General features: G+C 70.5%; 23 protein-coding genes. 2 read left to right on the forward strand and 21 right to left on the reverse strand.

The window, feature by feature from the left end; genetic code table 11:
• Window positions 1-77: 77 nt before the first annotated feature.
• The 8 genes from pyrF to pyrR all read right to left on the reverse strand — a co-directional run bounded on the left by pyrF (window position 78) and on the right by pyrR (window position 10115).
• Window positions 78-917 (reverse strand): orotidine-5'-phosphate decarboxylase, encoded by an 840-nt coding sequence (gene pyrF / locus ACF1FZ_RS08975; RefSeq protein ID WP_391772696.1) that lies wholly within the window; start codon window positions 915-917, stop codon window positions 78-80.
• Window positions 914-2023, reverse strand: coding sequence for a quinone-dependent dihydroorotate dehydrogenase (locus ACF1FZ_RS08980; RefSeq protein WP_391772697.1), 1110 nt, complete (start codon window positions 2021-2023; stop codon window positions 914-916). Before ACF1FZ_RS08980 ends, pyrF begins: the two co-directional genes overlap by 4 nt.
• 60 nt (window positions 2024-2083) lie before the next feature.
• Entirely contained in the window at window positions 2084-5392 is a 3309-nt protein-coding gene (gene carB, locus ACF1FZ_RS08985; RefSeq protein ID WP_391772698.1) for a carbamoyl-phosphate synthase large subunit, read from the reverse strand.
• The gene (carA, locus tag ACF1FZ_RS08990; protein ID WP_391772699.1) at window positions 5385-6527 is read right to left on the reverse strand and encodes a glutamine-hydrolyzing carbamoyl-phosphate synthase small subunit; all 1143 of its coding nucleotides are present in this window, start codon (window positions 6525-6527) and stop codon (window positions 5385-5387) included. The genes carB and carA overlap by 8 nt, the downstream gene beginning before the upstream one ends.
• Window positions 6524-7138 carry a hypothetical protein gene (locus ACF1FZ_RS08995; protein ID WP_391772700.1) on the reverse strand — a complete coding sequence of 205 codons (615 nt, stop codon included), beginning with the start codon at window positions 7136-7138 and terminating at the stop codon, window positions 6524-6526. Before ACF1FZ_RS08995 ends, carA begins: the two co-directional genes overlap by 4 nt.
• Window positions 7135-8421 carry a dihydroorotase gene (locus ACF1FZ_RS09000; protein ID WP_391772701.1) on the reverse strand — a complete coding sequence of 429 codons (1287 nt, stop codon included), beginning with the start codon at window positions 8419-8421 and terminating at the stop codon, window positions 7135-7137. Before ACF1FZ_RS09000 ends, ACF1FZ_RS08995 begins: the two co-directional genes overlap by 4 nt.
• 2 nt (window positions 8422-8423) lie before the next feature.
• Complete coding sequence (locus ACF1FZ_RS09005) at window positions 8424-9440, reverse strand: aspartate carbamoyltransferase catalytic subunit (RefSeq protein ID WP_391772702.1); 1017 nt, start codon at window positions 9438-9440, stop codon at window positions 8424-8426.
• A 90-nt stretch (window positions 9441-9530) separates the two neighbouring features.
• Window positions 9531-10115, reverse strand: coding sequence for a bifunctional pyr operon transcriptional regulator/uracil phosphoribosyltransferase PyrR (gene pyrR / locus ACF1FZ_RS09010; protein ID WP_391772703.1), 585 nt, complete (start codon window positions 10113-10115; stop codon window positions 9531-9533).
• Between the two features lie 221 nt (window positions 10116-10336).
• Between pyrR and bldD the strand changes: the two genes are divergently transcribed.
• Complete coding sequence (gene bldD, locus ACF1FZ_RS09015; protein ID WP_124267334.1) at window positions 10337-10837, forward strand: transcriptional regulator BldD; 501 nt, start codon at window positions 10337-10339, stop codon at window positions 10835-10837.
• A gap of 168 nt (window positions 10838-11005) precedes the next feature.
• Here bldD and nusB read toward each other — a convergent pair whose 3' ends face one another.
• From nusB to aroC, 7 genes are all read right to left on the reverse strand, one after another.
• Complete coding sequence (gene nusB, locus ACF1FZ_RS09020; RefSeq protein ID WP_031097763.1) at window positions 11006-11437, reverse strand: transcription antitermination factor NusB; 432 nt, start codon at window positions 11435-11437, stop codon at window positions 11006-11008.
• A gap of 2 nt (window positions 11438-11439) precedes the next feature.
• Window positions 11440-12006, reverse strand: coding sequence for an elongation factor P (efp, locus tag ACF1FZ_RS09025; protein ID WP_018490319.1), 567 nt, complete (start codon window positions 12004-12006; stop codon window positions 11440-11442).
• A 73-nt stretch (window positions 12007-12079) separates the two neighbouring features.
• A complete protein-coding gene (locus ACF1FZ_RS09030) occupies window positions 12080-13186 on the reverse strand; it encodes a M24 family metallopeptidase (protein WP_391772704.1) in 1107 nt (368 codons plus the stop codon).
• A gap of 69 nt (window positions 13187-13255) precedes the next feature.
• Window positions 13256-14065 (reverse strand): Pro-rich N-terminal domain-containing protein, encoded by an 810-nt coding sequence (locus ACF1FZ_RS09035; RefSeq protein WP_391772705.1) that lies wholly within the window; start codon window positions 14063-14065, stop codon window positions 13256-13258.
• Window positions 14066-14172: 107 nt separating this feature from the next.
• Window positions 14173-14616, reverse strand: a complete 444-nt coding sequence (gene aroQ / locus ACF1FZ_RS09040; protein ID WP_391772706.1) for a type II 3-dehydroquinate dehydratase — start codon at window positions 14614-14616, stop codon at window positions 14173-14175.
• A complete protein-coding gene (gene aroB, locus ACF1FZ_RS09045; protein WP_391772707.1) occupies window positions 14613-16259 on the reverse strand; it encodes a 3-dehydroquinate synthase in 1647 nt (548 codons plus the stop codon). Before aroB ends, aroQ begins: the two co-directional genes overlap by 4 nt.
• The gene (aroC, locus tag ACF1FZ_RS09050; RefSeq protein ID WP_391772708.1) at window positions 16256-17440 is read right to left on the reverse strand and encodes a chorismate synthase; all 1185 of its coding nucleotides are present in this window, start codon (window positions 17438-17440) and stop codon (window positions 16256-16258) included. The genes aroB and aroC overlap by 4 nt, the downstream gene beginning before the upstream one ends.
• Window positions 17441-17796: 356 nt before the next feature.
• Between aroC and ACF1FZ_RS09055 the strand changes: the two genes are divergently transcribed.
• Complete coding sequence (locus ACF1FZ_RS09055; RefSeq protein WP_391772709.1) at window positions 17797-18231, forward strand: hypothetical protein; 435 nt, start codon at window positions 17797-17799, stop codon at window positions 18229-18231.
• A 109-nt stretch (window positions 18232-18340) separates the two neighbouring features.
• Here the strand turns inward: ACF1FZ_RS09055 and ACF1FZ_RS09060 are convergent, their stop codons facing one another.
• From ACF1FZ_RS09060 to ACF1FZ_RS09085, 6 genes are all read right to left on the reverse strand, one after another.
• Window positions 18341-19192, reverse strand: a complete 852-nt coding sequence (locus ACF1FZ_RS09060; RefSeq protein ID WP_391772710.1) for a shikimate dehydrogenase — start codon at window positions 19190-19192, stop codon at window positions 18341-18343.
• Window positions 19179-20870, reverse strand: a complete 1692-nt coding sequence (gene mltG / locus ACF1FZ_RS09065) for an endolytic transglycosylase MltG (RefSeq protein ID WP_391772711.1) — start codon at window positions 20868-20870, stop codon at window positions 19179-19181. Before mltG ends, ACF1FZ_RS09060 begins: the two co-directional genes overlap by 14 nt.
• A gap of 100 nt (window positions 20871-20970) precedes the next feature.
• The gene (gene ruvX, locus ACF1FZ_RS09070; RefSeq protein WP_391772971.1) at window positions 20971-21444 is read right to left on the reverse strand and encodes a Holliday junction resolvase RuvX; all 474 of its coding nucleotides are present in this window, start codon (window positions 21442-21444) and stop codon (window positions 20971-20973) included.
• 8 nt (window positions 21445-21452) lie between these two features.
• Window positions 21453-24122, reverse strand: coding sequence for an alanine--tRNA ligase (gene alaS, locus ACF1FZ_RS09075; protein ID WP_391772712.1), 2670 nt, complete (start codon window positions 24120-24122; stop codon window positions 21453-21455).
• Window positions 24122-24418 (reverse strand): hypothetical protein, encoded by a 297-nt coding sequence (locus ACF1FZ_RS09080; protein WP_391772713.1) that lies wholly within the window; start codon window positions 24416-24418, stop codon window positions 24122-24124. The genes alaS and ACF1FZ_RS09080 overlap by 1 nt, the downstream gene beginning before the upstream one ends.
• 7 nt (window positions 24419-24425) lie before the next feature.
• Window positions 24426-24875: a DUF948 domain-containing protein gene (locus ACF1FZ_RS09085; protein WP_391772714.1), complete on the reverse strand. Its 450-nt coding sequence runs from the start codon at window positions 24873-24875 to the stop codon at window positions 24426-24428.
• Window positions 24876-25047 lie beyond the last annotated feature (172 nt).

The following is a 25047-nucleotide window of genomic DNA, read 5'->3' on the forward strand; positions in this document are numbered from 1 at the left end:
AGCCGAGCCGGACATTTCAGTCATAACAACCCGGAATTCTGGTCAGGATTCCGTCAACAGGCTGTCACGTGGCATGGTCAGCTTTCCGGGACGGCCGTACGGACCTCGTCCGCGAACCGTCCGGCGGCTTCGCGCAGCCCTGATACGTCCGGTCCGTGACGAAGCACACCCCGGCTCACGCTCGGCACGACATTGCCCACGGCGGCGCCGAAGACGCGGGGCAGATCCGCGGGGGTGGCGCCCTGGGCGCCGATGCCGGGAGCGAGCAGCGGGCCGTTGACCGACAGATCGACACCGGCGTCCCCGAGCGTGGCACCGACGACGGCGCCGACGGAACCGAGCGGTGTCGCGCCCGCGTTCTCGGCGGCCATGTGGTCGAGCATCACCTGGGCCACCGACCGGCCGTCCGCGGCGGTGGCGCGCTGGACCTCCGCACCCTCCGGGTTGGAGGTGAGGGCGAGCACGAAGACGCCCGCGCCGGAGGCCTCGGCGGCGTCGAGCGCCGGGCGCAGCGAGCCGAAGCCGAGATAGGGCGAGACGGTGACCGCGTCGGAGAACAGCGGCGAGTCCTTGTCGAGGTAGGTGGCCGCGTAGGCGCCCATCGTGGAGCCGATGTCGCCGCGCTTGGCGTCCATGAGCACGAGGGCCCCCGCCGCGCGGGCCTCCTCGAGGGCCTTCTCCAGGACGGCGACACCGCGTGAGCCGAAGCGCTCGAAGAACGCGGACTGCGGTTTGAGCACGGCGACCCGGTCGGCCAGTGCCTCGACGACCGTGCGTGTGAAGCGCTCGAGACCCGCGATGTCGTCGTCCAGGCCCCAGGAGGCGAGCAGGGAGGCGTGCGGATCGATGCCGACGCAGAGCGGGCCACGGGTGTCCATGGCGTGGCGCAGGCGCGCGCCGAAGGGTTCCAGGGTCACTGCATGACCTTCCGTGTCTCGGCGCCGACGGCCTCGGCGAGGGTGGCGTACGGGGACGCGGCCAGCCGGGCGGCCAGGCCCTTGTGGATCGCGCGGGCGTAGAACGGGCCCTCGTAGATGAAGGCGCTGTAGCCCTGGACCAGCGTGGCACCGGCCAGGATGCGCTGCCAGGCGTCCTCGGCGGTCTCGATGCCCCCGACGCCCACCAGGGTGATCCGGGTCCCCACGCGGGCGTACAGGCGGCTCAGGACCTCCAGGGAACGCTCCTTGAGGGGCGCGCCGGAGAGGCCACCGGTCTCCCCGGCCAGGGACGCGGCGGACTTCAGGCCGAGGCCGTCGCGGGCGACGGTGGTGTTGGTGGCGATGATGCCGTCCAGCCCGAGCTCGACGGCGAGGTCGGCGACGGCGTCGACGTCCTCGTCCGCGAGGTCGGGGGCGATCTTGACGAGCAGCGGGACCCGCCGGCCGGTGACGGTGCGGTCGGCCGCTTCGCGCACCGCGGTGAGGAGCGGGCGGAGCGCCTCGGTGGCCTGGAGGTCGCGCAGCCCGGGCGTGTTGGGTGAGGAGACGTTCACGACGAGGTAGTCGGCGTGTGCGGCGAGCCGCTCGGTGGACTTCACGTAGTCGCCCACGGCCTCGTCCTCGGGGACGGCCTTGGTCTTGCCGATGTTGACGCCCACGGTGGTGCGGAAGACGGGGGTGCGGGCGGCCAGGCGCGCGGCCACGGCCGCGGATCCTTCGTTGTTGAAGCCCATGCGGTTGATCAGGGCCCGGTCGGCGACGAGGCGGAACAGCCGCTTCTTCGGGTTGCCGGGCTGCGGCTCACCGGTGACCGTGCCGATCTCGATGTGGTCGAAGCCGAGCATCGACATGCCGTCGATCGCGACGGCGTTCTTGTCGAATCCGGCGGCGAGCCCGAACGGGCCGTGCATCCGCAGACCGAGTGCCTCGGTGCGCAGCTCCTCGAAGCGGGGCGCGAGCGCGGCGGCCACGAAGGTGCGCAGCACGGGCGTACGGGCGGCGAGGCGGATCCAGCGGAAGGCCAGGTGGTGGGCCTGCTCCGGGTCCATCCGCTTGAAGACCAGCTGGAAGAAGAGTTTGTACATCACGGTGTCCTCATGAAGAGGGGGACACCGTTTCCGGTGTCCCCCTGCTGGGCCTGGCTGCTAGTCGCGGGCCGCGGTCAGATGTTCCGCGTGTTCCTGGAGGGAACGTACGCCGACGTCACCGCGGTTGAGCGCGTCGATGCCCTGGACGGCGGCGGCCAGCGCCTGGACCGTCGTCAGGCACGGTACGGACCGTGCCACGGCCGCGGTGCGGATCTCGTAACCGTCGAGCCGGCCGCCCGTCCCGTACGGGGTGTTGACGATGAGGTCGACCCCGCCGTCGTGGATCAGCTGGACGATGGTCTTCTCCCCGCCGGGCCCCTCGCCCTCGGACTGCTTGCGCACCACGGTGGCGTTGATGCCGTTGCGCTTGAGCACCTCGGCGGTGCCGGAGGTGGCGAGCAGCTCGAAGCCGTGGGCGACGAGTTCGCGCGCCGGGAAGATCATCGAGCGCTTGTCGCGGTTGGCGACCGAGATGAAGGCACGTCCCTTGGTGGGCAGCGGGCCGTAGGCGCCGGCCTGCGACTTGGCGTAGGCCGTGCCGAACACCGAGTCGATGCCCATGACTTCGCCGGTGGAGCGCATCTCCGGGCCGAGGACCGTGTCGACCCCGCGGCCGTGGATGTCGCGGAAGCGCGACCACGGCATGACGGCCTCCTTGACGGAGATCGGCGCGTCCAGCGGCAGGGTGCCGCCGTCGCCCTGCTTCGGCAGCAGACCCTCCGCGCGCAGCTCCGCGACGGTCGCGCCCAGCGAGATGCGGGCGGCGGCCTTCGCGAGCGGGACCGCGGTCGCCTTCGAGGTGAAGGGGACGGTCCGCGACGCACGCGGGTTGGCCTCCAGGACGTAGAGGATGTCACCGGAGAGGGCGAACTGGATGTTGATCAGTCCGCGTACGCCGACCCCCTTGGCGATGGCCTCGGTCGAGGCCCGCAGCCGCTTGATGTCGAAGCCGCCGAGGGTGATCGGGGGCAGCGCGCAGGCCGAGTCGCCGGAGTGGATGCCCGCCTCCTCGATGTGTTCCATGACGCCGCCGAGGTAGAGCTCGGTGCCGTCGTAGAGCGCGTCGACGTCGATCTCGATCGCGTCGTCGAGGAAGCGGTCGACCAGGACCGGCCGGGTGGGGCTGATCTCGGTGGACTCGGCGATGTAGGCGGAGAGGCGGGCCTCGTCGTAGACGATCTCCATGCCGCGGCCGCCGAGCACGTACGACGGGCGCACGAGGACGGGGTAGCCGATCTCGTCGGCGATGGCCTTGGCCTCGGCGAAGGTGGTGGCGGTCCCGTGCTTCGGGGCCGGGAGGCCCGCCTCGGCGAGCACCCGGCCGAAGGCGCCGCGGTCCTCGGCGGCGTGGATGGCCTCGGGGGACGTCCCCACGACCGGCACGCCGTTGTCCTTGAGGGCCTGCGAGAGACCGAGCGGGGTCTGGCCGCCGAGCTGGACGACGACACCGGCGATGGGGCCCGCCAGGGACTCGGCGTGCACGATCTCCAGGACGTCCTCGAGTGTGAGCGGCTCGAAGTACAGCCGGTCGGAGGTGTCGTAGTCCGTGGAGACGGTCTCCGGGTTGCAGTTGACCATCACGGTCTCGTAGCCCGCGTCGTGCAGCGCGAAGGAGGCGTGGACGCAGGAGTAGTCGAACTCGATGCCCTGGCCGATGCGGTTCGGGCCGGAGCCGAGGATGATCACCGCCGGCTTGGTGCGGGGCGCGACCTCGCTCTCCTCGTCGTAGCTGGAGTAGAAGTACGGCGTCTTCGCGGCGAACTCCGCCGCGCAGGTGTCGACCGTCTTGTAGACCGGGCGGATGCCCAGCGCGTGCCGGACCTCGCGCACGACGTCCTCGCGCAGGCCGCGGATCTCGGCGATCTGGGCGTCGGAGAAGCCGTGCCGCTTGGCCTCGGCGAGCAGGTCGGTGTCCAGTCGCTCCGCGGCGGCCAGCTCGTCGGCGATCTCCTTGATCAGGAAGAGCTGGTCGACGAACCAGGGGTCGATCTTCGTGGCGTCGAAGACCTCTTCCTGGGACGCGCCGGCACGGATCGCCTGCATCACGGTGTTGATGCGCCCGTCCGTGGGGCGGACCGCCTCGGCGAGCAGCTCGGTCTTGTCGCCGGTCTCGCCGGTGAAGGCGAACTGCGAGCCCTTCTTCTCCAGGGAGCGCAGGGCCTTCTGCAGGGCCTCGGTGAAGTTGCGGCCGATCGCCATGGCCTCGCCCACCGACTTCATGGTGGTGGTGAGGGTGGAGTCGGCGGAGGGGAATTTCTCGAAGGCGAAGCGCGGGGCCTTGACCACGACGTAGTCGAGGGCCGGCTCGAAGGAGGCCGGCGTCTTCTCGGTGATGTCGTTGGGGATCTCGTCGAGCGTGTAGCCCACGGCCAGCTTGGCGGCGATCTTGGCGATCGGGAAGCCGGTGGCCTTCGAGGCGAGCGCCGAGGAGCGGGAGACGCGCGGGTTCATCTCGATCACGATGATCCGGCCGTCGGCCGGGTCGATCGCGAACTGGATGTTGCAGCCGCCGGTGTCGACGCCGACCTCGCGGATGATCGCGATGCCGATGTCACGCAGCCGCTGGTACTCACGGTCGGTGAGCGTCATCGCCGGGGCGACCGTGATGGAGTCGCCGGTGTGGACGCCCATCGGGTCGAAGTTCTCGATGGAGCAGACGACCACGACGTTGTCGTGCCTGTCGCGCATCAGCTCCAGCTCGTACTCCTTCCAGCCGAGGATGGACTCCTCCAGGAGCACCTCGGTGGTCGGCGAGAGCGTGAGGCCCTGGCCGGCGATGCGGCGCAGTTCCTCCTCGTCGTGGGCGAAGCCGGAGCCGGCGCCGCCCATGGTGAAGGAGGGGCGGACGACGACGGGGTAGCCGCCGAGGGTGTCGACCCCCTTGATGACGTCGTCCATGGAGTGGCAGATGACGGAGCGGGCGGACTCGCCGTAACCGATCTTCGCCTTGACGGCTTCGACGACTCCCTTGAAGAGGTCGCGGTCCTCGCCCTTGTTGATGGCCTCGACGTTGGCGCCGATGAGCTCGACGCCGTACTTCTCCAGCACACCGTTGTCGTGCATGGAGATCGCGGTGTTGAGCGCGGTCTGGCCGCCCAGGGTCGGGAGCAGCGCGTCGGGGCGCTCCTTGGCGATGATCTTCTCGACGAACTCGGGGGTGATCGGCTCGACGTACGTGGCGTCGGCGATCTCCGGGTCGGTCATGATCGTCGCCGGGTTGCTGTTCACCAGGATGACGCGCAGGCCCTCGGCCTTGAGCACGCGGCAGGCCTGGGTGCCGGAGTAGTCGAACTCGGCGGCCTGCCCGATGACGATCGGACCGGAGCCGATGACCAGGACGGACCGGATATCGGAGCGCTTAGGCACGCTGGCCCTCCATCAGGGATACGAAGCGGTCGAAGAGGTACGCGGCGTCGTGCGGGCCCGCGGCTGCTTCGGGGTGGTACTGGACGCTGAAGGCGGGCCGGTCCAGGAGCTGGAGGCCCTCGACGACCTGGTCGTTCAGGCAGACGTGGGAGACCTCGGCGCGGCCGAACTTCGTGTCGGACGGCTTGTCGAGGGGGGCGTCGACGGCGAAGCCGTGGTTGTGCGCGGTGACCTCGACCTTCCCGGTCGTGCGGTCCTGCACGGGCTGGTTGATGCCGCGGTGGCCGTACTTCAGCTTGTAGGTGCCGAAGCCGAGGGCGCGGCCCAGGATCTGGTTGCCGAAGCAGATGCCGAAGAGCGGGGTCTTCCGCTCCAGGACGCCCTGCATGAGGGCGACCGGGTGGTCGGCGGTGGACGGGTCGCCGGGGCCGTTGGAGAAGAAGACTCCGTCGGGCTCCACCGCGTACACCTCGTCGAGGGTGGCGGTGGCGGGCAGGACGTGCACCTCGATGCCGCGCTCGGCCATGCGGTGCGGGGTCATGCCCTTGATGCCGAGGTCGATCGCGGCGACGGTGAACTTCTTGGTGCCGTGCGCGGGGACGACGTAGGCCTCCTTGGTGGCGACCTCGGCGGAGAGGTCGGCGCCGCGCATCTCGGGGGCCTGGCGCACCTTGCTGAGCAGGGCGGCCTCGTCGGCGAGCGCGTCGCCGGAGAAGATGCCGACGCGCATCGCGCCGCGCTCACGCAGGTGGCGGGTGAGCGCACGGGTGTCGATGCCGCTGATGCCGACGACGCCCTGGGCGGCGAGCTCCTCGTCCAGGGTGCGGCGCGAGCGCCAGTTCGAGGGGAGGCGGGCGGGGTCGCGTACGACGTATCCGGAGACCCAGATGCGCTTCGACTCGGCGTCCTCGTCGTTCACACCGGTGTTGCCCACGTGCGGGGCGGTCATCACGACGACCTGGCGGTGGTAGGAGGGGTCGGTCAGCGTCTCCTGGTAACCGGTCATGCCGGTGGAGAAAACCGCCTCGCCGAAGGTCTCCCCCACGGCCCCGTAGGCACGGCCGCGGAAGGAGCGGCCGTCCTCCAGGACGAGTACGGCGGGAGCTTTTCCGGCTCCCCGGGTGGAGATCGTCATCGTGCGGTGCCTTCCGTCGTGCTGGTGGTGAGGTGGGTGCCGGCTGCGCCGGTGAGGCGGCCGACGGCGTCGACCCACGCCTGGTGCTCGGCCGCGTGGTCGGAGCGGAAACCCGAGTCGATCAGCGTCTCTCCGTGGGCCCAGGTGATGACCAGCAGACCGCCCTCGGGCAGGACCTTGCCGGCGAGGGCCTTGTCGAGCCTGGCCTCGCGCAGCGCGGAGGCCGGTACGAAGAAACCGGCCGCTCCGGGGCGTACGACGTCCAGACCCTGCGCGGTGAGGGTCAGCTCGACCCGGCTGCGGGTGCCGAGGCCGTGCGCCACGATCCGGTCGAGCCACTGCCCTGCGGTCGTCGAGGCGTGGTAGCGGCCGGTCAGTGTGAGCAGCGTCTCGCCGTCCGCGAACCCTTCAGGGGTGGTCGGGAGCTCGGGCAGCCCGGACTGCAGGCTTCCCCGCCACTTCCATCCCTGGCGCATCAGCCAGTAGACGAAGGCGATGAAGACGAGCAGTCCGAGGACCCAGCTGATGCGGGCGGACCAGTCGGTCACTTCGGCCGACTTCTGGTCCGCGGCCAGGTGGAGCAGCTGATGAGTGGGGTGGAGTGTTGTCACGCGAGCTTCCCGTCGACGACCGTGGCACGGCCCCGCAGGAAGGTGTGGGTCACTCGGCCGGGCAGCTCGCGACCCTCGTACGGAGTGTTGCGGCTGCGGGAGGCGAAGCCCGCGGGGTCCACAGCTCCACGGTATGCCGGATCGACCAGGGTGAGGTTGGCGGGCTCACCCGCCGAGACGGGCCGGCCGTGTCCTTCGAGCCTGCCGATGGCCGCGGGGCGGAAGGACATGCGGTCGGCCACGCCCGCCCAGTCGAGGAGCCCGGTGTCCACCATCGTCTGCTGGACCACGGAGAGCGCGGTCTCCAGGCCCACCATGCCCATGGCGGCGGCGGCCCACTCGCAGTCCTTGTCCTCGTGCGGGTGCGGTGCGTGGTCGGTGGCCACGCAGTCGATGGTGCCGTCGGCGAGGGCCTCGCGCAGGGCCATGACGTCGGCCTCGGTGCGCAGCGGCGGGTTCACCTTGTAGACGGGGTTGTAGGTCCGTACGAGCTCGTCGGTGAGCAGCAGGTGGTGCGGGGTGACCTCGGCGGTGACGTTCCAGCCCTTGGACTTCGCCCAGCGGACGATCTCCACGGAGCCGGCGGTCGAGAGGTGGCAGATGTGCACCCGGGACCCGACGTGGGCGGCGAGGAGCACATCGCGGGCGATGATCGACTCCTCGGCGACGGCGGGCCAGCCGCCGAGACCGAGCTCGGCCGAGACGACGCCCTCGTTCATCTGGGCGCCCTCGGTGAGACGGGGCTCCTGGGCGTGCTGGGCGACGACGCCGTCGAACGCCTTCACGTACTCCAGCGCGCGGCGCATGATCACAGCGTCGTCGACGCACTTGCCGTCGTCGGAGAAGACCTTCACCCCGGCGGCGGAGTCGTGCATGGCGCCGAGTTCGGCGAGCTGCTTGCCCTCCAGGCCGACGGTGACGGCGCCGACGGGCTGCACGTCGCAGTAGCCGGACTCCTTGCCGAGCCGCCAGACCTGCTCGACGACTCCGGCGGTGTCGGCGACGGGGAAGGTGTTGGCCATGGCGTGGACGGCGGTGAAGCCGCCGACCGCCGCCGCCTTCGTGCCGGTGAGGACGGTCTCGGAGTCCTCGCGGCCGGGCTCGCGCAGGTGGGTGTGGAGGTCGACGAGGCCGGGCAGCAGGACGCGGCCGGCCGCCTCGATCACGGTGGCGTCGCCGGCCTCGATGCCGGTACCGGTCGCGGCGATGCTCTCGCCGTCGATGAGGACGTCCGCAGGCTCGCCGCCGAGGACCTTCGCACCGCGGATCAGGATCTTGCTCATGGTTACTTGTTCTCCTCGGTACGGGCGGAGGCGGAGGGCAGGGCGGTCTCGGATCCGCCGAGCAGCAGGTACAGGACGGCCATGCGGGTGGAGACGCCGTTGGCGACCTGCTCGACGGCGGTGCAGCGGTCGGAGTCCGCGACCTCGGCCGTGATCTCCATGCCGCGGACCATCGGGCCGGGGTGCATCACGACGGCGTGCTCCGGCATCTTCGCCATGCGTTCGCCGTCCAGGCCGTAGCGGCGGGAGTATTCACGCTCGGTCGGGAAGTAGGCGGCGTTCATGCGCTCGCGCTGCACACGGAGCATCATGACGGCGTCCGACTTGGGCAGCACGTCGTCGAGACGGTAGCTGACGTCGCAGGGCCACCGCTCGACGCCGACCGGCACGAGGGTGGGCGGGGCCACCAGGGTGACGTGGGCACCGAGCGTGTGCAGCAGGTGGACGTTGGAGCGGGCCACACGGCTGTGCAGGATGTCGCCGACGATCGTGATCCGGCGGCCTTCGAGGTCGCGGCCGATTCCCGCGTCGGGTCCGACCAGCCTGCGGCGCATGGTGAACGCGTCCAGCAGCGCCTGGGTCGGGTGCTCGTGCGTGCCGTCGCCGGCGTTGACGACCGCACTGTCGATCCAGCCCGAGGTAGCGAGGCGGTACGGGGCCCCGGAGGCGCCGTGCCGGATGACGACCGCGTCGGCGCCCATGGCCTCCAGGGTCAGGGCGGTGTCCTTGAGCGACTCCCCCTTGGAGACCGACGAGCCCTTCGCGGAGAAGTTGATGACGTCGGCGGAGAGGCGCTTGGCGGCGGCCTCGAACGAGATCCGGGTCCGGGTCGAGTCCTCGAAGAAAAGGTTCACGACCGTTCGTCCACGCAGAGTGGGAAGCTTCTTGATCGGCCGGTCCGCGACCCGGGCCATCTCCTCGGCGGTGTCGAGGATCAGGACGGCGTCGTCGCGGGTGAGGTCTGCGGCCGAGATGAGGTGGCGGGGGGTCCGGGGGTTGTCCCCGGGAGGGCGCAGCATCTGGGGGTCTCCGTGGAGGGTGGAGGGATCAGGCAGGCGTGCGTACGGAGGCAGCCGTACGGCCGCCGGGGCGCACGGAACGGGACTCGGCTACCGCTCGCCTGCCGGGACGGTCTGCTTGACGCCGAGCAGCACGGCGTCGCGGCCGTCCTCCTCCGCGAGCTGGACCCTGACCGTCTCCCGCAGCGACGTGGGGAGGTTCTTGCCGACGTAGTCGGCACGGATCGGGAGTTCGCGGTGGCCGCGGTCGACGAGGACCGCGAGCTGTACGGCACGGGGCCGTCCGATGTCGCCGAGCGCGTCGAGTGCGGCGCGGATCGTGCGGCCGGAGAAGAGCACGTCGTCGACCAGCACGACGAGGCTGCTCTCGATGCCCTCGCCGGGGATCTCGGTGCGCGCGAGGGCACGCGCCGGGCGCATCCGCAGGTCGTCGCGGTACATGGTGATGTCGAGTGACCCGACCGGCGTCTTCCGGCCGGTGATCTCTTCGAGTTTCCCGGCGAGCCGACGGGCGAGGTAGACCCCTCGTGTCGGGATGCCGAGCAGCACCACGTCGTCGGCGCCCTTGGCGCGTTCGACGATCTCGTGGGCGATTCGGGTCAGTACCCGGGCGATGTCGGAAGCCTCGAGAACGGGGCGTGCCGCATTGCCGGTGTGGTCATGCTGTGCGTCCATAGGAAACGGACCTCCTTCTCCGCCTCACCGGACGGATGTTAAAGGACGTCGAAATTGCGTCATCCACGTTACCAGGGCTTGTGCGGAGCCCCGGGCCCGGCCCCAGGAGGTGGCAGTCCGGACCTTTCGGCTTGACGCAGCCAAGTAACGCTGCGTAACCTCACAGTGAGTTACCAGCCACGCGGCCCAGCCGCAGAATGTTCCAGCGTCCGGGGAGCCTTATGTCCAGCGAATACGCAAAGCAGCTCGGGGCCAAGCTCCGCGCCATCCGCACCCAGCAGGGCCTCTCCCTCCACGGCGTGGAGGAGAAGTCGCAGGGCCGCTGGAAGGCCGTCGTGGTCGGTTCCTACGAGCGCGGCGACCGTGCCGTGACCGTGCAGCGCCTTGCCGAGCTGGCCGACTTCTACGGCGTTCCGGTGCAGGAGCTCCTGCCCGGCACGACCCCCGGCGGTGCCGCCGAGCCGCCGCCGAAGCTGGTCCTCGACCTGGAGCGCCTGGCCCACGTGCCGCCGGAGAAGGCCGGACCGCTGCAGCGTTACGCGGCGACGATCCAGAGCCAGCGCGGCGACTACAACGGCAAGGTGCTGTCCATCCGGCAGGACGACCTGCGCACCCTTGCCGTGATCTACGACCAGTCGCCGTCCGTGCTCACCGAACAGCTGATCAGCTGGGGCGTGCTGGACGCCGACGCGCGTCGCGCGGTGGCCCACGACGAGAGCTGACCCCCAGCACCACGAAGAGCGTGCCGCCGGCCCGGCGGGGTCCTCAGGACCCCGCCGGGCCGGCGTTCTCATGTCCCGGCCCGTCCGCCGTGTCCGGGACGGACACGCCGAAGGGCCCACGGTCGCGTGCGACCGTGGGCCCTTCGTTCGGCTTGTCACCGCCCGGAGCTACTGCTCCCGGCGGAGATTCGGCTTGAGGTCCTTGAACCGGGCCAGCAGGCCGTTCACGAAGGCCGGGGAATCGTCCGTGGAGAACTCCTTGGCGAGCTGGACCGCCTCGTCGATCACCACGGCGTCCGGGGTCGAGTCCATCCAGATCAGCTCGTACGCACCGAGCCGCAGAATGCTCCGGTCGACGACCGGCATGCGGTCGATCTCCCAGTCCACGGCATAGGTGACGATGAGGTCGTCGATCCGGTCCGCGTACTGTGCGTACCCCTCGACCAGCTCCATCGTGAATTCACCGACCGGCGGCTGACGGTCGTCGGTCCGCGAGAGCCGCACCCAGTCCGCGAGGACCGTCTGCACGGACTCACCGCGCTGGTCGGCCTCGAAAAGGATCTGGAAGGCGCGCTTGCGGGCCTTGTTCCGGGCAGCCACGGTTAGCTGTTCACCCGGCCGAGGTAGTCGCCCGTACGGGTGTCGACCTTGATCTTCTCGCCGGTGGTGATGAAGAGCGGGACACCGATCTCGTAACCGGTCTCCAGGGTGGCGGGCTTGGTGCCACCGGTGGAGCGGTCGCCCTGGACGCCCGGGTCGGTGTGCTGGATGGTCAGCTCGACCGCGGCGGGCAGCTCGACGTAGAGCACCTCGCCCTCGTACTGCGCGACGGAGGCGGTGAAGCCCTCGATCAGGAAGTTGGCGGCGTCGCCGACGGCCTTGCGGTCGACCATGAGCTGGTCGTACGTGTCCATGTCCATGAAGACGAAGTACTCGCCGTCCATGTACGAGAACTGCATGTCGCGGCGGTCGATGGTGGCCGTCTCGACCTTCACGCCGGCGTTGAACGTCTTGTCGACGACCTTGCCGGAGAGCACGTTCTTGAGCTTGGTGCGCACGAAGGCGGGGCCCTTGCCGGGCTTGACGTGCTGGAACTCGACGACGGACCAGAGCTGGCCTCCGTCGAGCTTGAGCACCAGGCCGTTCTTGAGGTCGTTCGTGGAAGCCACGGTTGCGGAATCTCCTGGACTGAAGCTGGTGGACGGCCAAGGATGCGCGCCGGGGTCCCCACGAGGAGTTCCCCTAGAGCGCGAGCAGCTCCTTGGTCGTAATGGTGAGTAGCTCGGGTCCGCCGTCCGCCTCGGGGCGCACGACGAGAGTGTCATCGATCCGGACACCGCCCCGGCCCGGGAGGTGGACCCCCGGTTCGACGGTGACCGGCACACAAGCGTCCAGTTTACCCATGGCTGCCGGTGCCAACTGCGGGTCCTCGTCGATTTCGAGTCCGACCCCGTGCCCGGTGCTGGGCTGGAGGCCGTCGGAGTGGCCCGCCGAGTCCAGGAGATGGCGGGCCGCCCGGTCCACGTCCCGGTAGGCGGCTCCGGGGACCAGAGCCTCCCGTCCGGCTCGCTGAGCGGCGAAAACGAGGTCGTAGAGCTCGATCTGCCAATCGGCGGGACTGGTCCCGATGACGAACGTCCGGCCGATCTCGCAGCGGTATCCCCGGTAGTTCGCCCCCAGGCAGACGGAAAGGAAATCACCTTCCTCGACCCTGCGGTCGGTGGGACGGTGCCGGCCCTGACCCGAGTGCGGCCCCGTGCCGACGGAGGTGGCGAAGGCCGGGCCGTCGGCTCCGTGGTCCACCAGCCGGCGCTCCAGCTCCAGGGCGAGATGGCGCTCGGTGCGCCCCACCAGGATGGATTCGAGGAGTTCGCCGAGTGCCTGGTCGGTGATCTCCGCGGCGATCCGCAGGCAGGCGATCTCCTCCTCGTCCTTCACCAGGCGCAGTTGCTCCACCGTGCTGCCGAGGTCGCACAGGCGCACGCGCGGGGCGGCGGAGCTCATGGTGCGGTGGCGGGAGACGGTCAGGTCGTGTTCCTCGACGGCCAGGGAGTCCGCGTGCAGGCCGTCGGCGAGACCGGCCGCCGCGACCACCGGGTCGCCGTCGGCCTCGGGAAGGACGGTCTGGCGCAGGTGCTCGTCGGGTCGCCCGTGGGCGGGGCCCCCGGCCGGTGCGCGGGGACAGAGCAGGACGTCCTCGCCGGGACCGAGCAGCAGCACCGCGCCGGGCGGGGCCCCGCCCGCGAGATAGCGGACGTTGGCGGGGCGGGAGACCAGGGCGGCCGCGGCTCCGGCGGCGGCGTACCGGTCACGTAGCAGCCCGCGTCGGACGGCGTACACCTCTGACATGTTCCCGAGCCTACGAGCGTCGGCGGAGCCCCGCCCGGTCAGCGCACCCGACCGGGCACCGGCCGCTCGCTACCAGGCCGGCGGGCTGGCTATGGAACGGGCCAGGACGTCGTCGAGGACCCGTGCCGTCGTCTCCACGTCATAGGTGGAGTTGTCGATGATCGGCAGGCCGGAGCCGTACCACCCGGCCATGCGGCCGTGGATCCGGGCGACTTCCTCGTCGGAGAGCCTGCGGTTCCCGCTGCGGGCCGCGTTGCGCTCCAGGACGACCTCCAGGCCGGGCAGGAGGACCACGGGCAGCAGCCCGGGGCCCACATGGCGCTTCCAGCCGCCCAGGCCGACGACGGGCCGGTCGGGGAAGACGGCGTCGTCGAGGATGCAGGAGATCCCGTTGGCCAGGAAATTACGGGCGGCGAAGCCGCAGGTGCGTCGGGCCAGGCGGTACTGGGCCTCGGAGTGGTCGTTCCATCCGGCCTGCGGGTCGGCGAAGCCGGAGCAGACCCACTCGCGGACGTCGTCGAGGGACACGTGCGCGGTGGGGACCCTGCGGCGGCCCGCCCAGAGCTTGGCGACCGTGGTCTTCCCCGCTCCGGCCGGCCCGATCAGGAGCACGGCCAGGGTCGCGGAACCCGTGCCCGCCTCGGCGGGCGGAGCGGGCAGCGGGACGGGACCGCCGGGCGGCAGCTGGACGTGCCCGGTGGTCTCCCGGGCGGGAGGGGCCGGAACGTGCCGGGGCACCGGCGGCTGGGTCCCGGGAGCCATGGGAGGGAGGGGCGGCCCCGGGGGGCCGGGGTGGCCTGAGTGCTGGGCCTGGTGCGTCCACGGTCCGTTTCCGGGACCCTGGGGCGGCGGCAGCGGGGCCCCCACTGCGTGCTGCATCCGGTGCCACTCCGTCTCGTACAGGCAACTGGCGCTGGTCGACGGCAACCGTACCTTCCCCGGCCGCCATGCGGTGAACGGGCGGGGAAGGTACGAAGTGCCCGGTATCAGTCCGTCAGTTCCCCGGCCAGGGCCCGCAGGGCGAGCCGGTAGGAACCGATCCCGAACCCTGCCACGGTGCCGGTGGCCACCGGGGCGACCACCGAGGTGTGGCGGAATTCCTCCCGTGCGTACGGATTCGAGATGTGCACCTCGATCAGCGGAGCGGTGCGCTGGGCTGCCGCGTCGCGCATTCCGTACGAATAGTGCGTGAAGGCGCCGGGGTTGAGAACGACCGGAATCGAACCGTCCGCCGCCTCGTGGAGCCAGCGGATCAACTCGCCCTCGTCGTTGGTCTCGCGGACCTCGACGTCGAAACCGAGTTCCCTGCCGAGGGACTGGCAGGCGTCGACCAGACCGGCGTAGGACGTCGCGCCGTAGACGTCGGGTTCGCGGGAGCCGAGACGTCCGAGGTTCGGGCCGTTGAGCACGAGGACCCCCCGGGTCGTCATGCGGAGACCTCCCCGTAGGCGGCGAGCAGGACTGCCGGGTCGGGGCCCTCCAGCACGGTGGGCTTGCCGATGCCGTCCAGGACGATGAAGCGCAGCAGGTCGCCGCGGGACTTCTTGTCGACCTTCATGTTCTCCAGGAGCTTGGGCCACTGGTCGCCGCGGTAGGTGAGCGGCAGCCCGACGGACTCCAGGACGGCACGGTGCCGGTCGGCGGTGGCGTCGTCGAGCCGGCCGGCGAGCCGGCCCAGTTCGGCGGCGAAGACCATGCCGACCGACACGGCCGCGCCGTGGCGCCACTTGTAGCGCTCGTTCTTCTCGATGGCGTGGGCCAGGGTGTGGCCGTAGTTGAGGATCTCCCTCAGGCCGGACTCCTTGAGGTCGCTGGAGACGACCTCGGCCTTGACCCGGATGGAACGCTCGATCAGCTCGGCGGTGTGCGGTCCGGCGGGCGTGCGGGCGCCCTGGGGATCGGCCTCGACGAGGTCGAGGATCGCCGGGTCCGCGATGAAGCCGGCCTTGATGATCTCGGCCATTCCGGAGACGTAGTCGTGGACCGGCAGCGAGTCCAGCGCGGCGAGGTCGCAGAGCACCCCGGCCGGCGGGTGGAAGGCGCCCACCAGGTTCTTGCCCTCTGCGGTGTTGATGCCGGTCTTGCCGCCGACCGCGGCGTCGACCATGGCGAGCACGGTCGTCGGTACGGCGATCCAGCGCACCCCCCGCAGCCAGGAGGCGGCGACGAAGCCCGCGACGTCGGTGGTGGCGCCGCCCCCGACGCCGACGATGACGTCGGTGCGGGTGAAGCCGGTCTGGCCGAGCGCCTTCCAGCAGTAGGCGGCGACCTCGACGGTCTTGGCCTCCTCGGCGTTCGGCAGCTGGATCGCGATGGCCTCGTAGCCCTGGGCGGCGAGGTCCTCCCGGACCGCCTCGCCGGTCTCGGCGAGTGCCTCGGGGTGCAGGACGGCCACCCGCTTGGCGCGGTCGCCGATGAGGCTCGGCAGCTCGCCGAGGAGCCGGCGTCCGACGAGCACCTCGTACGGGTCGGTGCCCGCCGTGCCGGCGATCTGGATGCGCGTGGTGCCCTGCTCGGTCATACGTGTCTTCTCCTGGCCGGAGGGTACGGGCGGGCCGTTGCGCTCCGGCAGTTCCAGTGTTTCGGTGATCGCCTGGGCGACCTCTTCGGGAGTGCGTGCGTCGGTGGCGACGGTGACGGTGGCCACCTCTTCGTAGAGAGGGCGCCTGGCCTCCATCAGCTCGCGCCACTGACGTCGCGGGTTGACGGCGAGGAGGGGGCGGGCCGTGTTGAGCCCGACCCTCCGGACGGCCTCGTCCACGTCCATGGAGAGATAGACGACCCGGTGGCCGGCGAGCAGGGCGCGGGTCCCCGCGTCGAGCACGGCGCCACCGCCGAGGGCGAGGACACCTGTGTGCTCGCCGAGCGCGTCCCGCACCGCCTGCTGCTCCAGCGCGCGGAAGCGCTCCTCTCCGTCGTCGAAGAAGATCTCCGGGATGGCCTTGCCCGCCGTGGCCACGACGTCCGCGTCCGTGTCGCGGTAGGTGGTGCCCAGACGGCCGGCGAGCAGTTCACCCACCGTGGACTTGCCCACGCCCATCGGACCGACCAGGACGATCAGCGGGCCGCTCACCGGATCTGGAGGTGGGAGAGGTAGGACTGCACGTTGCGGTGGGTCTCGGCAACGCTGTCGCCGCCGAACTTCTCCGCCACCGCGTCGGCGAGGACCAGGGCGACCATCGCCTCGGCGACGATCCCGGCTGCCGGAACGGCGCACACGTCGGAACGCTGGTGGTGGGCCCTGGCCGCCTCGCCGGTGACGACGTCGACCGTGGCGAGCGCCCGGGGCACCGTGGCGATCGGCTTCATCGCGGCACGGACCCGCAGCAGCTCACCGGTCGTGAGTCCCCCCTCGGTACCGCCCGCGCGGCCGGAGGCGCGCTTGATGCCGGCCTCGGTGGCGAGGATCTCGTCGTGCGCCTTGGAACCGGGCACCCGGGCCAGATCGAAACCGTCACCGACCTCGACGCCCTTGATGGCCTGGATGCCCATCAGCGCGGCGGCGAGCCGGGCGTCCAGCCTGCGGTCCCAGTGCACGTGGGAGCCGAGGCCGACGGGAACGCCGTAGGCGAGCACCTCGACGACACCCCCGAGGGTGTCACCGTCCTTGTGGGCCTGGTCGATCTCCTCGACCATCGCCTTCGACGCGTCGGCGTCGAGGCAGCGCACGGGATCCGCGTCGAGCCGCTCGACGTCGGAGGGCTTGGGGTAGACGCCGTAGGGCGCCTTGGCCGCCGCCAGCTCGACGACGTGGGAGACGATCTCGATGCCCGCGGTCTCCTTGAGGTAGGAGCGGGCGACGGCGCCGAGGGCGACACGGGCGGCGGTCTCCCGGGCGCTGGCGCGCTCCAGGACCGGACGGGCCTCGTCGAAGCCGTACTTCTGCATCCCGGCCAGGTCGGCATGGCCGGGCCGGGGGCGGGTCAGGGGGGCGTTACGGGCCTGCGCGGCCAGCACGTCGGGGTCGACCGGGTCGGCCGACATCACCTGCTCCCACTTGGGCCACTCGGTGTTGCCCACCATGACGGCGACCGGCGAGCCCATGGTCAGGCCGTGGCGGACCCCGCCGAGGAAGGTGACCTCGTCCCGCTCGAACTTCATCCGGGCGCCGCGCCCGTAACCGAGCCGTCGCCTGGCGAGCGCGTCCGCCACCATCTCCGTGGTGACGGGGATACCGGCGGGAAGACCCTCCAGCGTCGCCACCAGTGCGGGGCCGTGCGACTCTCCGGCGGTCAGCCAGCGCAACCTGCTCAACGGTGCTCCTCATGCTCGCGCCTGTAACTGCGACGGCGCGACCGGGTGCGCGGCCCTGGCCCGCCTCCTCCGATCCTCCCATGACCAGGGGCCGGGACGGCCGCCGGTCCAGCAGCCGGACGACTCGCGGGCCCCGGTCCCGGCATGCGGCCCGCGCCGCAGTGAGGGCGCCCCTTCGGTCCTGGGCAGCGTCCGCCGAGCGGAACAGACCAGGACGGGAAGTCGCGTCGATGTCGCGTTCACACACCATGCATGCCATTTGCCTTCATCAAATCAATGCGCTTGACGCTCTGTCAGGAGGGCGTAACAATCACGGCGCAGAAATTCCATGAATGTAATTAATCAGGATGTGCAGCATGCGTAAATCCCTTATATCCCTGACCCTGGGCGCCGCGTTGGCCCTGTCGGCCACCCTCGGCGGCACCGCATACGCCGGACAGGGGAATTCGGACTGGCGCTACCTCGAATGCACGTCGGGCGGCGCCAAGGGTGAGCTGGGGTACCGCTGGTGGAGCAAGGGCACCATCACGTCGATCGACCTGGAGCTCACCGCGTACGACATCTCCTCGGACGGCCACCACCCCGAGGTCCGCTTCGTGTCCCGCAACTACGGCGGCGGAATCAAGTACTGGGGCTGGCGCTCCTACTCCGGCGGCGCCCCGGGGGGCCGGACCTGGTACACCAGCGCCCAGAGCGATGCCGGCCTTTACGGCATCGGGATCCAGATCGCCAACAAGGAGGGCAGCGACATCGTGACGTACAGGACCTGCTGGGTGTCCGAGGCCGCCTGAGCCCTGAGAAATCCGTCCGGCGGGCGGGACGTGGAGCCGTCCCGCCCGCCGCGGCGTCTTCGCACGGGCCCCGCCCGCCGGCGGTTCCGGCACACGCGCCCGGTTCCCGTTATCCGGAAGCCTCCGGCTTCCGTCCGTGGAGCGCCGTCCGGCCCGCCGCCCTCATCACGGCGAGCGGCGCCTTCGGACACCCCGTCATCTGTTCCACCTGAAGAACAGCCTGGTGCACGAGGAGGTCGAGCCCACCGACCACCGGCCCGCCGGCCGCTGCCCAGCGGGAGGCCAGCCGGGTCGGCCAGGGCTCGTACAGCACGTCGAACAGGGTGCCGGGGGTCGCGGGGACGGCCTCTGCCAGGGCATCCGTGGTGCCGGCCGGAGTGGTGGCGATCACCAGGGGGGCGCGGAAGGCCTCCTCGGCCCGCGTCCAGTCCGCGATCCTGACGTCGGCACCGAGGCGCTCGCCCCAGCCACGCATCTCGTCGGCCCGTGCCGCGCTGCGCACGTAGGCCGTGACCGGCCCGGCGCAGATCCCGGCGAGGGCGGCCAGCGCGGAGGACGCCGTGGCTCCGGCGCCCAGGACCGCGGCGGACTCGACCTTGTCGACACCGCGTTCGCGCAGGGCCGCGACCATCCCGGGGATGTCGGTGTTGTCGCCGGTCCGGCGGCCGTCCTCAGCGAGGACGACGGTGTTGACCGCCTCGACCGAGGCCGCCGTGTCGGTGATCCCGTCCAGCAGGGGAATGATCACCCGCTTGAGCGGCATCGTCAGGGAGAGCCCGGCCCAGGAGGGGTCCAGCCCTTCGACGAAACCGGGGAGTCCCTCCTCGTCCACGTCGAATCGGTCGTACGACCAGTTCTCCAGCCCCAGCTCCTCGTACGCGGCCCGGTGGAGGGCCGGGGAGAGGGAGTGGGCGATGGGCGAGCCGAGGACGGCCGCCCTGTGGGCCTCATTCGAGGGCATCGAACTTTTCCTTGAGCTTCAGGAAGTCGTCATAGTTCTTGGCGAACTCGGTCTTGTGCTGCCCATCGGTGGCCACGAAGTACAGCCAGCCGTCCGCGGTGGGGTTCAGCGCGGCGGCCAGCGCATCAGTGCCCGGGTTGCCGATGGGGCCGGGTGTGAGGCCCCGCTGCGTGTAGGTGTTGTACGGATCCTTGTTCTTGTGGATCTCGGACACACTGATATTGATCTTGCTCTGCTTCATGAGGTAGTTGAACGACGAGTCGAACTGAAGCAACTGATTCGTCTCGGTGTTAGTGGGCTTGAGGCGGTTGTAGACGACTTCGCTCATCTTCCGGAAGTCATCGTGCGTCTTGCCCTCGGCCTGGACGAGGCTCGCGACGGTGAGGACCTGCCAGGGGCCGTCCAAATTGTGCTTCTTCGCAGTTGCTTCCAGATCGAGTTTGCCGTACTCGGCGGTGGCCCGGCTGACCATCTTCTTCAGGACGGCTTCGGGTTTCGTCCCCTTGGTGACCGCGTAGGTGGCCGGGTAGAGAAACCCCTCCAGCGGATCCTTTATGGCCGGATCGTTGTCCGCCCAGTCGGGGAGACCGAGGCTGCCCGCATGGGTCTTGGCGACGCCCTCGGTCGTACCTGCCTTGAGCTGGAGCCTCTTGTCGAGCTCCGCGTACACGGTGGCGTTGCGCGTACCCGGAGTGACCATCATTCCGTTCTGGCTTTTCGGGTCCAGCATCATTTCTACAGCGCTTTTCGCCGACATCTCCTTCTTCAGGAGATAGGACCCGGCCTGCAAGGAGCCACCCTTGGGGTTCCCGTTCTGCGCCGAGACGAAGGCGTCGACGGATTTCACGACGCCGGCCTTCTTCAGGATGTTCGCGATCTCGTTGCCCAGCGCACCGGGCGGGATCTCCACCTCGACCGAGCCCGTGCCGCTGCCCGCGTAGTCGGGCGCCGAGCCGAACTGGTTCTGGAAGTACGAGTAGCCGAGGTACCCCACCCCGCCGAGACCTCCGACGAGGACCGCCGCGACGCCCAGGCAGGCGCAGCCGTTGCGGCTCTTCTTCTTGCCCTTGCCTCGGCGCTCGCCGCCGCCCCTGCGGGACTCACGCGGGTCGTCGTCGTGTTCGTCGTCCTCGCCGGAGCGGGAACGGGAGCGGGAGCGGGAGCCACGGCCGTCGCCCGGCTCGTCCGCGCCCGTGAAGAAGGGATGCGTCTCCTCCTGCGGCGTCTCCGGGTCCCAGTCCCGCCCCTGCTGCTGGGGCTCCTGCTCACGGCGGCCCGGGGGCTGCGGCGGGGGGTAGGCCTCGGTGGTCCCGTAGTGGTCGGCCTGTTCGCCGTAGCCGCCGGGGGCGTCGCCGTGCTGGGGCTGCTGGGCCGCGTACGGCATCGCCGCCTGCTGGCCGGTGTCCCAGCCGCCGTCGTACTGCGGTGGCTGGGGCTGCTGCTGGGCGTACGGGTCCTGCGGCGTGCCGTACTGCTGCTGGGGGTCCTGCTGCTGGTACGGGTCCTGCTGGTAACCCTGCCCCTGCTGGGCGTACGGGTCCTGCGCGTAGGGCTGCTGCTGGCCTTCGTACGGGCCCTGGCCGTAGGCGGCCTGCTGGCCCCCCCACCCCTGGTCCCCGTACAAGGGGTCCTCGGGATGCCACGGTTCGGAGCCGGAGCCCCGGCCATACTCAGTCATCGATCCCCTTGAGCCGCGAGACGACGCTCCGTCTCTTCGCTTTGCTGTGCGGTGTCTGTTCGAACACCGGCGCATCGCGCGGAACGTTACCGTATTGCGATCAGACAACCACTTCGACGCCCTCGCCCGGAGCAGTGCCTGACGCCCGTTCGGACTCCAGAGCGTTCTGAAGGATCACCACAGCGGCAGCTTGGTCGATGACAGAACGGCCCTTCTTGGACTTCACGCCCGAAGCGCGCAGCCCTTGAGTGGCCGTCACTGTGGTCATCCTCTCGTCCACGAGACGCACCGGGACCGGCGCGATCGCGCGGGCGAACACCTGGGCGAAGGCGCGGACCTTCACGGCCGCCGGGCCCTCTCCGCCACCCAGGGAACGGGGCAGCCCGACGACGACCTCGATCGGCTCGTACTCCGCGACGATCTGCCCGAGCCGCCGGTGGGCGGCCGGGACGTCACGTCCCGGCACGGTCTCCACCGGCGTGGCGAGGATCCCGTCGGGGTCGCACGAGGCGACCCCGATGCGGGCGTCTCCGACGTCGATGGCGAGTCGGCGTCCACGGCGCATCTGCGACATGTGCGGCGTCACGCCGTCTCGGTGACAAGGCGTTCGACGGCGGCGACGGCGTCACCGATGGCGTCCGGGTTCTGGCCACCGCCCTGGGCGACGTCCGGCTTGCCGCCACCGCCGCCACCGAGGGTCTTGGCGGCGGTGCGCACCAGGTCACCGGCCTTGAGGCCGCGCTCGCGGGCGGCCTCGTTGGTGGCGATGACCGTCAGCGGGCGGCCGTTGGCCGTGGTGAACAGGGCCACGACGGCAGGGCGGCCGCCCTGGATGCGCCCGCGCACGTCGAGGACGAGCTTGCGCAGGTCGTCGGCCGAGGTGCCGTCGGGCACCTGCCCGGTGACCAGCGCGACACCGCGTACGTCCTTGGCCGACTCCACCAGCCCGGCGGCGGCCGCGAGGACCTTCTCCGCGCGGAACTTCTCGATCTCCTTCTCGGCCTCCTTCAGCTTGCCGAGCATGCCGGAGATCTTCTCGGGAAGCTCTTCGGGGCGGCCCTTGAGCAGCTCCTGGAGCTGGGCGACGACCGTGTGCTCCTTGGCGAGGAAGTTGTACGCGTCGACGCCGACGAGGGCCTCGATACGGCGCACGCCGGAACCGATGGACGACTCGCCGAGCAGCTTCACCAGACCCAGCTGGGCGGTGTTGCCGACGTGCGTACCGCCGCACAGCTCCTTGGAGAAGTCGCCGATGGTGACGACACGGACCCGCTCGCCGTACTTCTCGCCGAACTCCGCGATGGCGCCCTGCTTCTTGGCGTCGTCGATGGACATGACCTCGGCCTGGACGTCGAGCTCCCGGGCCAGGACCTCGTTGATCTTCTGCTCCACGTCGGTCAGGACCGTGCCGGGTACGGCGGCGGGCGAGCCGAAGTCGAAGCGGAAGCGGCCCGGCGAGTTCTCCGAACCGGCCTGGGCGGCCGTCGGGCCCAGGGCGTCGCGCAGCGCCTGGTGCGTGAGGTGCGTGGCGCTGTGGGCGCGGGCGATGGCGCGGCGACGGGTGTTGTCGATGGCGGCGTAGGCGGAGGCGCCGACCGTCACCTCGCCGACCTGGACCGAGCCCTTGTGGACCGAGACGCCCGGGACCGGCTGCTGCACGTCGCGGACCTGGATGACGGCGCCGGTGCCGAGCCTGATCCGGCCCTGGTCGGCGAGCTGGCCGCCGCCCTCGGCGTAGAAGGGGGTGCGGTCGAGGACGACCTCCACCTCGTCGCCCTCGGTCGCGGCGGGCGAGGGCACGCCGTCGACCAGCAGGCCGACGATCTTCGACTCGCCCTCGGTGGCGGTGTACCCGGTGAACTCGGTGACGCCTGAGTGGTCGGCGACCTCGCGGTAGGCGGACAGGTCGGCGTGACCGGTCTTCTTGGCCTTGGCGTCGGCCTTGGCGCGCTCCCGCTGCTCCTTCATCAGGCGGCGGAATCCGTCCTCGTCGACCGAGAGGCCCTGTTCGGCGGCCATCTCCAGCGTGAGGTCGATCGGGAAGCCCCAGGTGTCGTGGAGCAGGAACGCCTTGTCGCCGGCCAGGACCTTACCGCCGGCGGCCTTGGTCTCGGTGACGGCGGTGTCGAGGATGTTCGTGCCGCCCTTGAGGGCCTTGAGGAAGGCGGCCTCCTCGGCCAGCGCGACGGTCTCGATGCGCTTGCGGTCGGTGATCAGCTCCGGGTACTGCCGGCCCATGGTGTCGACGACGACGTCGACGAGTTCACGGACGACCGGGCCGGTGGCACCCATGAGCCGCATGTTGCGGATGGCGCGGCGCATGATGCGGCGCAGGACGTAGCCACGGCCCTCGTTGCCCGGGGTGACGCCGTCGCCGATGAGCATCACCGAGGTGCGGATGTGGTCGGCGACGACACGGAGGGAGACGTCGGAGCCCTGGTCGGCGCCGTAGCGCACGCCGGTGAGCTCGGTGGCCTTGTCCATGACGACGCGCAGGGTGTCGGTCTCGTACATGTTCTGCACGCCCTGCAGGATCATCGCGAGGCGTTCGAGGCCGAGACCGGTGTCGATGTTCTGCGACGGCAGGTCCCCGAGGATCGGGAAGTCCTCCTTGCCGTCACCCGCACCGCGCTCGTACTGCATGAAGACCAGGTTCCAGATCTCCACGTAGCGCTCGTCGTTGACGGCGGGGCCGCCCTCGACGCCGAACTCGGGGCCGCGGTCGTAGTTGATCTCGGAGCACGGACCGCAGGGGCCGGGGACGCCCATGGACCAGAAGTTGTCCTTCTTGCCCAGGCGCTGGATGCGCTCGGCCGGCACGCCGATCTTCTCGCGCCAGATCTGCTCGGCCTCGTCGTCGTCGAGGTAGACCGTGATCCACAGACGCTCGGGGTCGAGCCCGAAGCCACCGTCCTCCACGGAGTTCGTGAGCGCCGCCCAGGCGAACTCGATGGCGCCTTCCTTGAAGTAGTCGCCGAAGGAGAAGTTGCCGCACATCTGGAAGAACGTGCCGTGCCGGGTGGTCTTGCCGACCTCTTCGATGTCCGGCGTACGCACGCACTTCTGCACGCTGGTGACGCGCGGGGCGGGCGGCTTGACCTCGCCGAGGAAGTAGGGCTTGAAGGGGACCATGCCCGCGGGGACCAACAGCAGAGTCGGGTCGTCCGCGATGAGCGACGCCGAAGGCACGACGGTGTGACCGCGCTCCTCGAAGAAGCTCAGCCAGCGGCGGCGGATTTCAGCCGACTCCATCAGTAGTCCTCATTCCGGTTGTTCGAGTTGTAGGGGAGCGTCCGGTGGACGGCGGGTTCGGGACCGGCAGGCGCCTCGATGCCGAGTGCCCCGCCCAGTTCGGCCTCGCGCCTGACCATGCCCTCACGCACGTCGAGGGCGAAGTCCCTCAGCTTGTGACCTGCCTCGATCGCCTTGTCCGCGGCCTGCGCCGCGAGGCTCTCGGGGGTCAGCTGCCGGATCTTGCGGTTGACCTTGGTGGTGGCCCAGACGCCGGCGGCTGCGCCGGCGGTGAACCAGAACGTACGGCGGAACATCGCTGGCTCAGTCCTTCTGTCCACGGGAGCTCCGGCCGTTCCGCTTCCTGTCACGGGCGGACGGCACGGTACGGCCGACGATCACGGTGCGGCGGGAGGCCCTGCGGGCCGGTTCCGGCTCCGCGGCGGTACGACGGCCGATCGCCTGCCGCACCCCGTAACCGAACGCGGCGACCTTCACGAGCGGGCCGCCGAACGTCGACGCGACGGTGGTGGACAGGGCGGAGGCGTTGGAGGTGACCTCCTGGACGTCGCTCGCGATGGCGTCGACCTTGTCGAGCTGGGTCTGCGCGGAACGCAGCGTGGCGGAGGCGTCGGCGAGCAGCGGAACCGCCTGCTCCGTCACGTCCGCCACCAGCGCGGTGGCCGCCTTGAGCGTCTGGGCCAGCCTCACCAGTACCACGGCGAGGAAGGACACCAGGATCGCCCAGAAGACAGCCACCAGGATGCCGGCCACCTCTCCACCGGACACAGCGCACCGCTCTCTGCTCGTCACCCGTACCGGCCGTTCCCGGCCGGTATCCGCCTGTCACGTCCCGGCGGGCGCGTCCTGCCACCACCGCCGATCGTCGTCCCCCGAGCCTATCGCGCCGGACGTCACGCGCCGTACCGCATTACGGACGGGCGGC

It is taken from the genome of Streptomyces sp. NPDC014623 (assembly GCF_043088245.1).
GTDB lineage: Bacteria > Actinomycetota > Actinomycetes > Streptomycetales > Streptomycetaceae > Streptomyces.